The organism is Runella rosea (assembly GCF_003325355.1).
Lineage (GTDB): Bacteria > Bacteroidota > Bacteroidia > Cytophagales > Spirosomataceae > Runella > Runella rosea.
Genome location: NZ_CP030855.1, coordinates 17,802 through 32,190 on the forward strand (window position 1 = coordinate 17,802; position 14,389 = coordinate 32,190).

A 14,389-nucleotide genomic window follows, 5' to 3' on the forward strand; every position below is an offset into this window, starting at 1 on the left:
CTAATTTTGTTCACTGCCTTCTACAGCAAACCGCTTATGAAACACATAACCTTTATTTTATTAATGTTTCTAAATACTCTTACCTGTTTTGCCAATACTTACTATGTAAAAACGACAGGCAATGATACCTCCAACGATGGGAGGTCTTGGGGGGCGGCCTTTGCTACTCTTCAAAAGGCTCTTGAAGTCAGCCAATACGGTGAACAGATTTGGATAGCTGAGGGAACTTATAAACCTACAGCTTATCCGGCAGGCGCAATCCCATATACACCTCCACTTACAAATCGCGATAAATCCTTTTATTTGGTTAATGGAGTCAAACTGTAGGGGGGATTTACAGGATGTATCGTCCTAAAAAATCCGGTTGGGTCGGAAAGCAATCCTGTTTCAGCAGCTACTGCCCAATGTAATGATACCGTAAGGAAACGTAATGTTACCATAAGGATACCGCAAGGATACGTAAGTATGTAAATTCCTATGAAAGTGGTTCATCGTCACATTTGGTGAAAGTTGGGGTATAGGTTGTAATTTTGAAGAATGGACTCTTTCTTGCTTTTGCCTTCCAACCTCGACTTAGAACTACTTGATTACGAGCTTTACCCCGACCGGATTGATTTGCAGGTCATAAGCACAGCCTCTACTACCTGCTGTTCTGTTTGCAGGCATCTTAGCCACAAAATCCATAGTTGCTACCGGCGAATCATCCATGATTTGCCCTCTGGTGGCCGAAGAGTTCGATTACAGCTGCAGGTCAGGAAATACTTTTGTAAAAATGCCGACTGCCCACGCAAGATATTTACGGAAAGATTTGCCACTGGTTTAGCCAGTTATGCTCGTCGATTTGAGCGTTTGAATCAAGTACTTACCGGTATAGGGCTGGAATCAGGAGGGAATCCTTCTACCCGTCAAGCTCACTATTTCTCCGTTAAGGTAAGTGCTTCCACTGTTCTGAGACTTATAAAAAAATGTAATATACCTCCCATCATTTCACCTAAAATCATTGGAGTTGATGATTATGCCTTTAAAAAGGGGCGCAAATATGGGACCGTTATCGTCGATTTGGAAACACACCGAGTGATTGATTTATTACCTGACCGAGAAGCTAAGACCTTATCCGACTGGCTGTTAGAGTACCAAAGCATCGAAATTGTCAGCAGGGATCGTTCAAATACGTACGCCGCTGCCATTACAGAAGCCTGTCCACAGGCAGAACAGATTGCCGACCGATGGCATATTCTGAAAAACCTCTCGGAAACTGTTGAGCGATTTTTAGATACTCAACGGGGAGAAATTAATGAAACAGCGCTTAACTTAAGCCAACAACAGCACCAAAAGTCTGTTAATGAGGATATTACTGGTGAAAAGTCGGAAGCTATTCCTACAGAATCTGTTTTACAAAAACCTGTTTTTGTCGGAAAGTATCAGGACAATTTTCTAAAAGTCAAAGAATTACAATCGAAAAACTATAGTATTAGAAAGATAGCAACTACTCTAAAAATGTCTCGCAGGACGGTGGCAAAATATTGGAATCGGATAGAGTTTGTCCCTAAAGCTTCTCGTAAACGAAGTAATATTCTTGATTTTGAGGCGTATCTGCAACAGCGTTGGCAGGAAGGGCAGCAGTCGGCCAAAGCATTATATGAAGAAATTAGCGATAAAGGATTCACTTATTCTCAAGCTACAGTCTATAACATGGTAAGAAAGTATCCCAAATCGGTCTTGGAACCACTGCCGGCGTCGGTAAAAGCAACCTACTATTCTTCCAAACAATTAAGTATTTGGTTAGGGATGTATCAGAATGATTGGGAAGATTATATGCCTATTGAATTTTTAAGAAAACTATTGGAAGAAAACCCACTCATCAAGGCCGTCAGAGAAATTGCTTTAGAATTTAGGCAACTCATGAAGACAAAGCAAGGGGACCAACTTCAGACTTGGTGCAAAAAAGCGCTTGATTCAGAAGTGGAAGCACTGAAAGGGTTTGTCAGGGGGATTAAACAGGATTTTAAAGCCATTTTCCAAGCCTTCACCTCTAAATGGAACAATGGGCAGGTCGAAGGGCAAGTTAATCGACTTAAAAACATCAAGCGTCAAATGTATGGAAGGGCGAGTTTTGAGCTGCTCCGCAAAAGAGTCATCCTGATGGGAAACCCCAACTTTCACCAAATGTGACGATGAACCATTTTCACGCCATTTTACAAGTAAGGTAACGTAATGCCCACTCCCGAAAAACAGAACGCAGGGATTCGAAAAAAAGGTAGGTTGATGTAGGTTACCTGCCATCCGAAATCTTAGGTAACCTATACGTATCCTAAGGTAACCTGTAGGTATCATAAGATTTTCCGGTACACTGAAAAATCAGGTTACCTCACCGATCCGGTTCTTCAGGTAACCTCAGGTAACCTAAAAAGAATCATCGCAACGGAGTATTTGTGGCCGTTTAAAAATGACCGTTCGTAAAAGGCCACAAAAAGATTAAACACTAAAAAACTCTCAATAACTCATATCAAAACCCCAAGGCGATACATTGATTCGTGAGACGATGAGTTGCGACAATTCTAAGGGCCAATTCGGAAAATTTTCAGTATTGGGTTTTGTCTCATAGAAATCCCCGTTTGGTGAGACAGTAAATTGGGTTTGTATATTGTCAGAAGAAGTCATGATTGACACAATTCTCATTGGGAATAACTTAAAATGTTGCCTAACGGTTCTCGGCTTAGCGATGTGGCGGAAATTTAGCACAAAAGATCATAAAAGTTCCAAATGTTTGTTTTAGCACAAATGTTCATTAGAATTCCGTTAGCCGCCATATTGCTAAGCCGATGTTAGCGGTTCGTTGTTTTGGTGGCCATTTTAAGTTCATATATTGATAGTAATATGATCACCAAAACCTCGCCCGCAAAGTAAAGTTGTCCGTATAGTGTTAAGTTTTCAAAATGTAGAAATACATGATAGATGGTAAATGCACAATAAAAAATATTGAGTATTGCAATAATTTTTAAATAAGTGCTCCACCTCAAAGGTTTGATGAAGTGAATTATGGCAGAATAGATAAAAAACACTGATGCTATGCCTATAAATATGGAGAGAATTTTCTTTGGCATGCCAAAGTATTCTTCAAATACAAATAGAATGGACAACAGGATTATTGATACAAAAGCTCCAAAGGCATCCAGTTGGAATATTTTTGAATCGTTATATTTACTGAGTATTTTTTTCATTTTTAAACTATTTCAAAATCTAAATCCTTTCACTATGAGCCAAACTGCAAACGTCATTTCAAACAATGCAATTGGTAGAGCTAATAAAACACCCCAACTAGAAATCTGTTCGATGACTCCGAACATTTCTAAAAGAGCTGCAAACATCATTAACAAAGCTGCGAAAATCCCCCAAATATTGAGATATTTTGGCAGCATCTTATCCTTTAAAAAGGCGTAATTATAAATGAATGTATTAATCGCCAGCATAAAATTAGGGCCAATTATAAAGCACCATTTATGTATAGCCTTAAATGAGTACCCAACTACTTGTAATGTATCTATACTTTGAAATATACCATTTGAATAGGCCACACTGATAGACAATACAGCCAAGACCGCAATAAGACCTATAGAAACAAAAACACATTCAAATGCCCTGAAACTAATATAAACTACACCCATATTGCTCTTGTTTCTATTCAGATAGGGAAACATAAAAATAGCAGAACCTAACATACTTACTACCAAGATCAATTCACAGATTGCTCCAAATACTATTTGACCTTTGTGTAAATGAGCTGTCTTAATATAATTAGTTTCATTTAAAATAGGGTCATACATTTTGAGACCTATTATTGAAAATACAGCCGCTGATATAAAACAAATACCAATCCATAAAGTGTCTATTTTTCTTTGCCTGATGATTCCGTTCATAACATTTATAATAGATGATGATTTTCTGTTACCATGTTATTTACAATTCACCTCTGTTATGACTTATGAGAGGCGAATTACAATTAAAAAAATATCTTGTAGCTTAAATTAGGTAGGAGAATCGTTTCGATATCTTTATCTATTCCTCCTGTTCTAAAATTGTATTGGTAACCAAAGAAATCTGGCTGTTGTGTTAGATTTACGATTTTCAAGGCTATTTCTCTTGAACTTCTTAATTTATTTTTTCTGTATACAAGCGTTAAATGTACATTCGTAATTGGGTCTGATTGAACTGAGTAAGCACGTGTTTCGTCATATACAATCGTTTTTCTTGCTTTTGTTGCTTGTTCATTAATTGGTGAAAATCTGTCTCCGTCTTGAAATGTAATTCGACCATTGATGTTAAATGTGTTCTGCTTATTTTTACCAACTTTCCACTCTTTGCCGGCTAATAGATTGATTACGTAGTTTCTATTAAACCTTGAATCCCTCCACACTCCATCGCCTCCTTTGTATTTTGATTCAAAAATGGAGGTGGTAGCCATATAATAAAACCCATTCGACATATACTTCTCCAAGGTTATATCTAATCCATAGTTTCTTCCTTCACCTTTATTCACCATTTTTTCGGCAAAAAACCAATCTGATTGAAAATTGACAGCAGAGAACGAAGTACCCTCCATTACAGGCACGTTGTATAACTGTTGAAAATAAGGCTCTACTTTTAGGTGTATTATATCTGTAATATTCCAATCGTAGCTCAAAACAAGGTGATGAGCCTTGGTAAAACCCATATTTTTGTTTACCGCTTTCTCTCCCGTAGATAATGAGTTGTTATAGTACATATACAAACTCTCCATTCTGCTATGTAAACCATAAGCCAAACCCAAAGTATGCTTCTCGCCTATATTTTGTGTAAGTGCCATTCGTGGTTCTATGGAGTAGTTATTATTTAGCGAAAAATGCTGGGCAGTAACACCTACATTCAGTCTTAACCCTGAAGTAAGAAATATAGATGAGTTAGTGAATGCAGAAGACAATACACTTCTTCCTCTTGCTTTTACAATTTCCGCAGGATTTCCCCCTACATTAGCAGCACGGTTTAGCTTTAGGTCATAATTCAAGAATCTTACCCTTACCCCTGTTCTGTTTGTATGCCTGGAACCAAATTTTTTATTTACAAATGAAGATAGTGCATACTCCCAATTCGTATTAGAGATATTGCTAAAAGGCACTAATTGCTCCGACCGGTCGAGTGCCTTAATTTGCCAATCGGTCTCGTTGGCTGTTGCCGATAGTACGGTTTGCAGATAGGCATTGTTTATCAGAAAAATCTTATGATTGATTCCAAAGGCACCCGTCCTCATTCTTATCCTATCCTCCTGACTATCATCATAATACTTCCTGTCTGTACTATCTTTTTTAGGGTTATTTTGTGCTCCATCTATAAGCCCTAATCCCCAAACTGAAAATACACCTGCTTTTTTAGTAGGAAAATTGAGTTTGAACGACAAGTCCTGATACTTAATAGTAGAAGCACCATCCGGTAATACAGGGGCTAATAAGCCTAAAGTAGAGTATCTGTAGTTGTAAACATAAGATGATTTTCCGCCCTTTTTGAAAGGTCCCTCTTGAGATGATTCTAATCCTATTAGACCTAGTTGAATGGTTCTTTCTGTTTTTTCTGTATTTCCCTTTCTCAGATTCATATCAAACACCCCAGAAAGAGCATTGGTGTATTCTGCTGGAAATGCTCCGGTTAAAAAGTCTGAGTTTGCCAACATCTGAGTACTAAGTGCGGTTAAAATACCACCTCCAAAAGAGCGTAAATCATTAAAGTGATTTGGGCTTGGTATCTCTACGCCTTCCATTCGCCACTGTAAATATCGGGGTGCATTACCTCTTACAACTATACCATTATTGCTATTGTTGGAAGCAACACCCGCAAAAGCTGATGCTAACCGTGCAGGGTCATCAAATCCTCCTGCATACCTTGATGCCTCTTCTACACTTAGCATCCTTGCACTCACTGTTGCAAATGGGTTCAATGATTTTTGCTTATTTAAAGTGGGTCTTATAACCACTTCGTCCAGCTGTGTCAGACTTTCTTCAAGGTCAATGTCTAATTGTGTTTGTTTACCAGACACTACAAGCACCTCTCGTATTACCCTTTTATGATAGCCTACAAAGGACACTTCAATATCATATCTGCCGGTAGGAACAATAGGTAATATAAACGCACCTAAACTATCTGTAACAGCACCGATAAACGGTTGACTATTTAATACAGAAACATTAGCAAACTGTATAGGTAGTGAAGTGATTTTGTCCGTAACAACTCCAGTTACCACTTGACTCGATTGTGCAAGCACAATATTAATACTCATTATTAAGAGCAAGGAGCAGAAAATTTTTCGTATCATTTAAAAATAATTAATAATTTTAATGACGCAAAATTCTCTACTCCTCGAAAAAAACGCAATACTGATTAATCAGTATTCTTACTATATGAGCCCATATTTTGTAGCAAAGATGATGGCTTCTATTGTATTGTTAGCACCTAGTTTTTCTAAAAATCGTTGTCTATGGGTATTCACTGTATGTACACTGATAAATAATTTATCGGAAATTTCTTTGCTCAGCAAACCTTGTTTTACAAGTGTAAGAATTTCCAGTTCACGTTTGGTTAGTTCTAAACTTGGTTTATTATCTACGCTTGAGGGTATAATTTTACCCGTTCTAAAATTAAGAATTTGGCATTTAACCGAGGATTCTACATCTTGATTTGGCGATAAATCTAAAGTACTCATCATAAGCCAAATTTGCCCAGTTGTATCCAACTCTAATATTTGATATTGATCAATGACCCGAACATATTTTCCATTAGAATTAAGCATTCTAAATTCATATACTACTTTATGATTTAGTTTCTCGTCATTTGATAATTCTTTAAATAACTTCAGAGATGATAGGCCAAACATTGCCAAGTCATACTTGTCATCGGGATGGATTTTGGCTTCAAAAAAGGCATAATTGAGAGCCTCAAATTCATCTTTGTTATAGCCTAGAAGATGAGCATAATTTTTAGAGAAGAATGCTATTTTATTTTTATTCAAATCAAATATTTGAATTGAAGAATTGCTCAATCCTGCCAAAGTTTCAACTACAAGTTTGTGCTTTTCGAGCTTATGATAGTCAATATTTTGAGATTCAAATTGCAAGTTGGCCATATATTTCATTACTATTTCATATATGGCATTTCTTGGGTCAATATTTTCGTTTTCGATTTTTATCATATTTATAATTATACAGGGCTTTCTTATAAAAATGGGCAAGTAGTGATTAGCCCTACTTTTGTGGTTGTAACACTACAAAATCATGACTAATACTGCTTGCCCGGCTAAAATTACCACATTTTTTCAACTTCTTGAGCAAACACCTGATTTGGATATGCGTAATAATCGAGGTGTGAATTGGTTCGAGCGGAGCAAGTCTTGCCTAAAAACAGATATAAGTCGGGATTTAGCACATGGGAGAGCTGAAAAGCGCACCATCATGGTCAGCGAAAAGTTAGACTTTATTGATACCGCTCAAGAGTGGGTTGGCTTGAACAGCATTATTTATGTGGAGTCAAGTCGCTGGGTCAACCGGAAAGAACAACACAGTAAACGGTACTATATCAGCTCATTATCTGGCTGTTCGGCTGCTCAAATGGGCTATTACATTCGTCTCCACTGGAGTATTGAGAATGAGCAACACTGGCATTTGGACGTTACGTTTGACGAAGATGGGTGTCAAGTTCGGGGTAGCTGACACAGTTTGGGTATATTCGCCACGTAAATGGTATAAGCAATTACAACACAGTTCTTTACAAGAATATATCTGCTTTTAACAACCATTTTAGAGTACAAATAATTTCTCTGTTTAAACCCGTGTAAAAGCATATAATTTTGATTCATTTAAGGGAAAAATTACCCTTCAAGGCAAATTCATTACGAAAGGCGGATTTTAGAAGTGAAATTGAACCATTTTTTAAACCATTGAGCCATTACGGCTCAATAGCCCCAGGCACAGGCAGTTAAATCTCTGTAACTATCTAATTTTTAATTAATTATAGCCTCACATGGCGAATTTGCCCTGATTGTGTTAACTACCCCAATCATTCGTACTTTAAGTAATAAAAAGTATTCAACCGGGGTTTATTATTTAACCCATGATTGTACAGAAGAGTCATCGGGCGCATACTTCTGTAAAATGGAACTGGATGGTGCCTTTGTAAAAACAGAAAAATTGATCATTGAAAAATAACGCCATGAAAGCTTCAAAAGTAACCTCGACATTTATGATGAGTTGGGTCTGTGTGCTTTGCCTGTTGGGGTGCAAAAAGGAGACAGAACAAGACCCCGAGCCAATCTCTCGCAATTTCGCACAAATTGTCATGGATGGAAAACCATGGAATCAGACCTTATCTAATGGCGTTACTATTGCAACTCGAACTACCTGTGCTTCCTGTTGGCTAGAGCATCTGAACCCACTCTACAAAAATTTCTTCTCACTGTCAATTGATCATTATTATGACATAGAAGAGTATAAGAAGTATCCATTTGAGAGTATATCACTAGGTGCAATTCCGTTAAGAACAGGAGAATTTAAATTTGATGAGGTACATAAATCGCCCTGCCGTCCCGATACAGTTCCGCAGGCAGCATTTTATACCAGCGAATTTGATACCGGTAAGGATACCTATCACATACTCCCCGGTGAGCAACAATACATTCGGGTGACAAAAGTAGAGAAAACCACAGGGTATGTGGAAGGAGAATTTATGATGACTTTTATTCGTGTCGCTAAAACCAAGGACTCTACTTCTCCCGATACACTTCGCATTCACCCTTCACTTTTTTCCGGTTTTATTGGGTCAAACCAATAATTGCGTTGTAAGATTACTAAAAAAGGCCTCCGATTTGGAGGCCTTTTTTAGTAATCTTACAACGCAAACTCAAAGCCTACCACCTTGGCCAACACCTTGAGGTATTCGTTTAAGCTTTGATATCAGGCGTGAGTAGCATACCCTACTCAACATAAAATTCATTAGTACACATCACCGCATTCTTCTTTACTTCATTACAATAAGCGTTCCCGCAATAATGAAAATACAGCCAATGACCACTTTCAAACTAATCGGTTCTCTTAGCAATATAAACGCCAGAATCAGCGTAAGCGCTAAACTTGATTTGTCAATGACAGCCACCTTTGAGGCTAATCCCGTTTCGAGAGCTTTGAAGTAAAACAACCATGACAAACCAGTTGCGCCTCCAGAAAGAATAATAAATAATAAACTCCTTTTTGAAATATTAATTATCTGCCTGTGCTCGCCCGTGGCGACAACAATACCCCAAGCAATCACTAGAATAACAATTGTTCGAATGGCAGTAGCAACGTTGCCACTAACACCACTAATGCCTATTTTGACCAGTATAGTCGTAAGTGCGGCGAAAAAAGCCGAGAAAAGCGCATAGTATTTCCACATGTTGAAAATCAGTTAAAATCAATCGAAAAATAATGAACCCCCATCCGATAGTTGTGCGTAACAGTCCAGCCGTTTAATAAACAAATTTGATGGACAATGGCCAATCCCAACCCTGTGCCCTGTGGTTGATTGGCACTTTTGGTGAACCGATTAAAAAGATGTTCCGAAGGAAAATCCAACGCTGCGCCAGGATTACTGATGATGAATTGTTGCTCACTTAAAAAAATGGCTATTTCACTGAGAGAAAAGGTATAGCGCAGCGCATTGGAAAGCAGGTTTGAAAGCAGTACATCACATAAATACCTATCTGACTTTACCTGAACGGGACTCAGGGTTTTGTTAAGAGTAATGCCTCGGACCGAAAACAGTTCCTCCATTTGCTCCAGATGTTGATTAAGCAACTCATCTACGTAAATGAATTGCCTTTCGGAATATACTTGATTATCTAATTTTGCCAGCAGCAGTAGGTTTCTGTTCATTTTACTCAGTCGCTCTACCCCCGACTTTGCCTGCACAATATAACGTGCCATTTCTTCATTGACCTCCAATTGACTCATTCGGTCCAATTTGGATTGAATAATTCCCAACGGAGTTTGAATTTCATGAGAAGCATTTTCCGTAAATTCCCGTAGTGCCAAATATTCGCGGCGACTGCGCTCGGTGAGGTCTTTGAGTGAGTACTGCAATTCTTTAAATTCGGTGATCGAAGAATCATGCCATTGCAGGGGTTGAGCCGAGCGAACCGAGAATTGTTTTAAATTTTCCAAGTTCATGAAAAACGGTCGCCAAATTTTTCGATTGGAGTAATAATTAATCAAGACGCCAAAGAAAGCCATCCATAACGCCACCCCTAAAAAAGAGATAAAAATGGTCTTGTAATACCTTTCCCAGCCAATGTAAGAAGTCATGACCAAAATCCGATAATTACGTTGGTTGACATTCTTGACAAGTTTTAAGTAATAGTAACCCTCGTTTTTCTGCTGCAATCGGTCGTAGATCAGCGTATCGCCCAAACGCTTCTCCGAAGGAAAATCGGCGGAAACTTCCGCGACCGTTGTAAGTGGAAAATTGACTGTTTTTCCTTGGGCCACTTGGTCAGCAATCAGTTCAGCCTGTAATTCAAGTTGTTCTTTGATCTCAGCGGTTACTTCTTGCCTTAATAAAAGGTACAGAGCCATTCCAGCAATGGACAAAATGAGGGCCATCGCCAGCAAAAAATTTTGCGTGGTTTTAGTGAGCAGTTTCACACCGAAGTAAATTTATAACCCATTCCATAGACTGTTTTGAGGTAGTCGATTCCTGTATGTGCCGCGATTTTTTTACGCAGATTCATCGTATGCACATAAACGGTATCGAAATTATCGGCCATGTCATAATGATCTCCCCACAGGTGCTCGGCGATGGATTGTTTGCTGACCACGCGATTTTTGTTGACAATAAAATAGAGCAGCAGTTCATACTCTTTTTTGGTAAGATTGACGAGCGCTCCCTGATAGAAAACCGTTTTTGCAATGGGGTCAATGATCAGGTCGTCCACGATAATTTGCGCATTTCCCTTGAATAATTTTCGTCTTACTAGCGCATTGACCCGCGCATTCAGTTCTTCCAAGTGGAAAGGTTTGGTGATATAATCGTCGGCTCCGAGATTAAGCCCGGTTAATTTATCGTTCAATGAATCTTTGGCTGAAACGATCAGGATGCTGGCTTCGCTATGCTGATTTTTGAGCATTTGCAGCAGATTCAGGCCATTGCCTCCAGGCAATGTAATATCCAGAATAATGACATCATACTCATACAATGCTATTTTATCCTCTCCCGCTTCAAAGGACATCGCTTTTTCACAACGATACCCCTGCTCCGTCAGATAAGCGTCCATTTCATCCAGTAGCAACGGTTCATCCTCAATCAGCAATAGTTTCATAGATAAGCCTCGCGTTCTGGTTCCATTAAAATTTATAGTTATAGCCTACTCTAACCACTTGGGTTTCGTAATAGTCTGTACTAATATAGTTAAAACCGGCACCTTGGATGTTTTTTTTAATTTGCATTGTGTTCAGCAGGTCGGTGGCATTGAGGTAAAACTCCCGTTTACCGTTCTGCATTGACTTTTTTATACCCATATCCAACGAAAAACGCTCCCCTATTTTTCCTTGGGGAATCAAATCGGGGGCTAAGTAAACGGCGGTTATTTGCAGATCAATTTGTTTTGGTAAACGAAACAGGCCATTCCATTTTACATTGCCCGATAGAAGTTGCTCGGTAGGCGCGTTAAATGTATTCAATGAAGGATATTGGGTAATTACACTGAACGCATTTATTTGATTACGGTAACCGTTAAGGTTCAGGTTAAACGAAAACCATTTGGACATCTCCTGCGACCACATCAATTCTAGCCCTGTATTGTAGCTTTTGCCAGCGTTTTGCATAATAGAATAGATTAATGTACTACCAGAAACGATGCTCGCAATGCGGGTAATGGTACCCTTTGCCATACGATGATAGGCAGCCATGTACAGGTAGCCTTTTGCTAGATTGGTTTTGTAACCCAGTTCCAATGTGTTAGTAAACTGTGGCGCTAAAGCGGGATTTCCCACTTTGATGATTTCGGCGTCATCGTACTTGGGAAATACCCGAATATCTACTTCATTGGGTCGATCTACGCGGCGATTCAAAAACAAAGAAATTTTATTGCTTTCATTGATTTTATAAGCCACCCGTAAGTTTGGAAACGGCTGTGTGTAGTTATAGCCGTCACTTTTATAGGTGTTGTGATTGGGGTCGACAAGGTAGCGAACATCCACGTATTCCATACGAAGTCCCGCCTCCAGTTCTACCTTTGTGTTCTCATAGACGTAATTGCCGTACAGTGCTGGAATATTTTCTTCGTAAGTAGCCTTTCCTCCCGCGTTGACATCTAAGGGTGAATTTTGTCCCGGGAAAAACTGCATATTGGTGGGAATCTGCCGCCAGCGGTATTTCATTCCCCCTTCCAAACGACCATATCTGAGCGGACGCAAATAATCAACTGTAAAGTCGATAACATGCTCATCTGAAAGTAGTTTGAACGCATCCAAACCCGTGAAGGTGGGCATGATATTGGTAAAAAAGTATTTTTCATCTTCACGGTGAAAAGTATAGTTAAGTCCAAAGTTAAGTAAGCGCCCAGGCTGATTGAATTTGTGCTGAAAGGAAGAGGCCGCAGTAACGGTGGTTTTTAATTCATCTTCCAAAAATTGCCACAGACGTTTGCGCTCCGTCAGGGTTTGATTGAAAAAAGGCTCATCGCCATCATCCAAAATCTTTTCACTGCTGAACAGTCCCGAAATGGTAAATAGGTTATTGGGATTGATCGTCCAATCCATTCCTGCGCGTAATGTGCTGATGGTCGTTTTTCGGTTGCGTTGGGTTTGTTGGTTGATCACTTCTCCTGTATCGTAGGTACGCGTAACAAACTCGTTTTTGTTCAGCGTTGGTGTGTACAACACATCGCCCTGAAAAAAAGTGTTGATATTCTTTTTACGGTAATTCAGCGCCAGCGACGGATTAAGTTTTGGGGTATTTTGAAATTGAGAACGAATACCAGGCAGGTTGCCTCTTTTTATCCACAACGCCCCCAAGCCCGCCATCATTCCCACTTTGCCGTTGAATCCCTCCTGCTTATTTTTTTTGAATATAATATTGATGATTCCCGCATTTCCGTTGGCGTCGTATTTGGCGGAAGGATTATTGATTATTTCAATTTTGTCAATGGCCGAGGCGGGAATGTTGTCCAGACTTGTCTGACTGCCAAAACCCGTCAGTGCGGTTTGTTTGCCATCGACCAACACCGCCACTTTATCGCTTCCGCGCAGCATGACTTTGCCTTCCTGCACCGTAATTCCTGGCAGATTTTGCATTACCTGCAAGATAGACCCACCGCTCTGGGAAATGTTATTTTCCACCGAAAAGGTCTTCCTATCCAATTTTTCCTGAATTTCATCGGCCTGTCCCGTAACGACCACTTCATTGAGCATACGGGTATCGGTTTGCAGTTCAATAATGCCTAAATCGATGAATTCTGACAAATTTCCGACAAAAAGCGGTTGCTGCCCAGAGACATAGCCTATGGAAGAAAATTGCAATAAATACTTGCCGGGTTTGATTTTTACCAGTGTAAAACGCCCGTCATCGCCGCTGATGGTTCCTGCGGCAAAAGAACTGTCTTGGGCATTTTTGATAATGACATTGACGAAAGGAATAACGGCCTTGGTTTGGTAATCTTTGACTATGCCCGAAACAGTAACGGCGGTGTATTGGGCAAAAAGCGACGTTTGACTCATCAGTAAAAAGCCAAGCCAAAATGTACATTTCAATGAAATCAATTGGGGTCTCTGTGCCATATTGTAAGATTTATGGCTTAAAGGTGATTCCCAATTTTAAAGAAATTTTAAATTTTATAGCGGTATTTTAAATACAGGCCTGATTCTTAACAATATTTCAAGGTGTTTTTAGATTAAGTTTGGTTATAATACACCTATTGAGTGCTCTGTAGCATCCGTTAAACTGCTTTGACTAAAGTTCTACAGGTAAGTAGCTGTTAAAAATAATTTATTTTATTATTTTTTTTACCATCGATCTTCTCCTTCGGGCAATTACCGCCCGCTTTCCGTCGGGCAATACCAATTGATGGTTCGGCTTTAGTGAACATTGCTGTAAGTAGTGCAGGTTCAACAAATACGATTTATGAATTCTGATAAAACCTTGTGATTCCAATAAAGCCGCATAACTACCCAAAGATAACGATGTCACTACCTGTTCCCCATCTGATAATTGAAATACGGTATAATTGAGTTGGGCTTTGAGGTAAACAATGCGAACAAGGTCGATGAACTGTTCACCTGCTTTGGTATGAAAGCGCGGCAGTTGTACCGCGCTTTCTTGTAGAAAAAGAATTGGATTCATT

The 14,389-nt window shown here is 39.2% G+C and carries 12 protein-coding genes; 4 read left to right on the forward strand and 8 right to left on the reverse strand.

Annotated elements, in window-relative coordinates; all coding sequences use genetic code 11:
• The first annotated feature begins 36 nt into the window (after positions 1–36).
• Together DR864_RS29405 and DR864_RS29410 are read left to right on the forward strand one after the other, a co-directional pair.
• Complete coding sequence (locus DR864_RS29405) at positions 37–327, forward strand: hypothetical protein (RefSeq protein WP_162794308.1); 291 nt, start codon at positions 37–39, stop codon at positions 325–327.
• Positions 328–537: 210 nt separating this feature from the next.
• Positions 538–2,172: an ISL3 family transposase gene (locus tag DR864_RS29410; protein ID WP_114070723.1), complete on the forward strand. Its 1,635-nt coding sequence runs from the start codon at positions 538–540 to the stop codon at positions 2,170–2,172.
• A 1,061-nt stretch (positions 2,173–3,233) separates the two neighbouring features.
• Here the strand turns inward: DR864_RS29410 and DR864_RS29420 are convergent.
• From DR864_RS29420 to DR864_RS30445, 3 genes are all read right to left on the reverse strand, one after another.
• On the reverse strand, positions 3,234–3,917 hold the full coding sequence (locus DR864_RS29420) for a DUF4386 domain-containing protein (RefSeq protein ID WP_114070725.1): 684 nt from the start codon (positions 3,915–3,917) through the stop codon (positions 3,234–3,236).
• Between the two features lie 83 nt (positions 3,918–4,000).
• The gene (locus DR864_RS29425; RefSeq protein ID WP_114070726.1) at positions 4,001–6,340 is read right to left on the reverse strand and encodes a TonB-dependent receptor; all 2,340 of its coding nucleotides are present in this window, start codon (positions 6,338–6,340) and stop codon (positions 4,001–4,003) included.
• Between the two features lie 81 nt (positions 6,341–6,421).
• On the reverse strand, positions 6,422–7,213 hold the full coding sequence (locus DR864_RS30445) for a LuxR C-terminal-related transcriptional regulator (protein ID WP_114070727.1): 792 nt from the start codon (positions 7,211–7,213) through the stop codon (positions 6,422–6,424).
• A gap of 154 nt (positions 7,214–7,367) precedes the next feature.
• On the opposite strand from DR864_RS30445, the gene DR864_RS29435 reads away from it, so the two are divergent.
• Positions 7,368–7,730 carry an ISAs1 family transposase gene (locus DR864_RS29435; protein WP_162794309.1) on the forward strand — a complete coding sequence of 121 codons (363 nt, stop codon included), beginning with the start codon at positions 7,368–7,370 and terminating at the stop codon, positions 7,728–7,730.
• 499 nt (positions 7,731–8,229) lie between these two features.
• On the forward strand, positions 8,230–8,847 hold the full coding sequence (locus tag DR864_RS29440) for a hypothetical protein (RefSeq protein ID WP_114070729.1): 618 nt from the start codon (positions 8,230–8,232) through the stop codon (positions 8,845–8,847).
• 186 nt (positions 8,848–9,033) lie between these two features.
• On the opposite strand, the gene DR864_RS29445 is transcribed toward DR864_RS29440, so the two are convergent.
• The 5 genes from DR864_RS29445 to DR864_RS29465 all read right to left on the reverse strand — a co-directional run bounded on the left by DR864_RS29445 (position 9,034) and on the right by DR864_RS29465 (position 14,388).
• Positions 9,034–9,447, reverse strand: coding sequence for an EamA family transporter (locus DR864_RS29445; RefSeq protein WP_114070730.1), 414 nt, complete (start codon positions 9,445–9,447; stop codon positions 9,034–9,036).
• Between the two features lie 8 nt (positions 9,448–9,455).
• Positions 9,456–10,694, reverse strand: coding sequence for a sensor histidine kinase (locus DR864_RS29450; RefSeq protein WP_114070731.1), 1,239 nt, complete (start codon positions 10,692–10,694; stop codon positions 9,456–9,458).
• Positions 10,691–11,368, reverse strand: a complete 678-nt coding sequence (locus DR864_RS29455) for a response regulator transcription factor (protein WP_114070732.1) — start codon at positions 11,366–11,368, stop codon at positions 10,691–10,693. The genes DR864_RS29450 and DR864_RS29455 overlap by 4 nt, the downstream gene beginning before the upstream one ends.
• Before the next feature lie 25 nt (positions 11,369–11,393).
• Entirely contained in the window at positions 11,394–13,826 is a 2,433-nt protein-coding gene (locus DR864_RS29460; RefSeq protein WP_114070733.1) for a TonB-dependent receptor domain-containing protein, read from the reverse strand.
• Positions 13,827–14,034: 208 nt separating this feature from the next.
• On the reverse strand, positions 14,035–14,388 hold the full coding sequence (locus DR864_RS29465; RefSeq protein ID WP_114070734.1) for a LytR/AlgR family response regulator transcription factor: 354 nt from the start codon (positions 14,386–14,388) through the stop codon (positions 14,035–14,037).
• Between the last annotated feature and the right edge of the window lies 1 nt (position 14,389).

Excerpts from the sequence above, each read along its gene's own strand:
- DR864_RS29410 (WP_114070723.1), top strand. The coding sequence starts at position 538 with ATGGACTCTTTCTTGCTTTTGCCTTCCAACCTCGACTTAGAACTACTT.
- DR864_RS29435 (WP_162794309.1), top strand. The coding sequence starts at position 7,368 with ATGCGTAATAATCGAGGTGTGAATTGGTTCGAGCGGAGCAAGTCTTGC.
- DR864_RS29425 (WP_114070726.1), bottom strand. The coding sequence starts at position 6,340 with ATGATACGAAAAATTTTCTGCTCCTTGCTCTTAATAATGAGTATTAAT.
- DR864_RS29445 (WP_114070730.1), bottom strand. The coding sequence starts at position 9,447 with ATGTGGAAATACTATGCGCTTTTCTCGGCTTTTTTCGCCGCACTTACG.
- DR864_RS29405 (WP_162794308.1), top strand. The coding sequence starts at position 37 with ATGAAACACATAACCTTTATTTTATTAATGTTTCTAAATACTCTTACC.
- DR864_RS29460 (WP_114070733.1), bottom strand. The coding sequence starts at position 13,826 with ATGGCACAGAGACCCCAATTGATTTCATTGAAATGTACATTTTGGCTT.
- DR864_RS29465 (WP_114070734.1), bottom strand. The coding sequence starts at position 14,388 with ATGAATCCAATTCTTTTTCTACAAGAAAGCGCGGTACAACTGCCGCGC.
- DR864_RS29420 (WP_114070725.1), bottom strand. The coding sequence starts at position 3,917 with ATGAACGGAATCATCAGGCAAAGAAAAATAGACACTTTATGGATTGGT.
- DR864_RS30445 (WP_114070727.1), bottom strand. The coding sequence starts at position 7,213 with ATGATAAAAATCGAAAACGAAAATATTGACCCAAGAAATGCCATATAT.
- DR864_RS29455 (WP_114070732.1), bottom strand. The coding sequence starts at position 11,368 with ATGAAACTATTGCTGATTGAGGATGAACCGTTGCTACTGGATGAAATG.
- DR864_RS29440 (WP_114070729.1), top strand. The coding sequence starts at position 8,230 with ATGAAAGCTTCAAAAGTAACCTCGACATTTATGATGAGTTGGGTCTGT.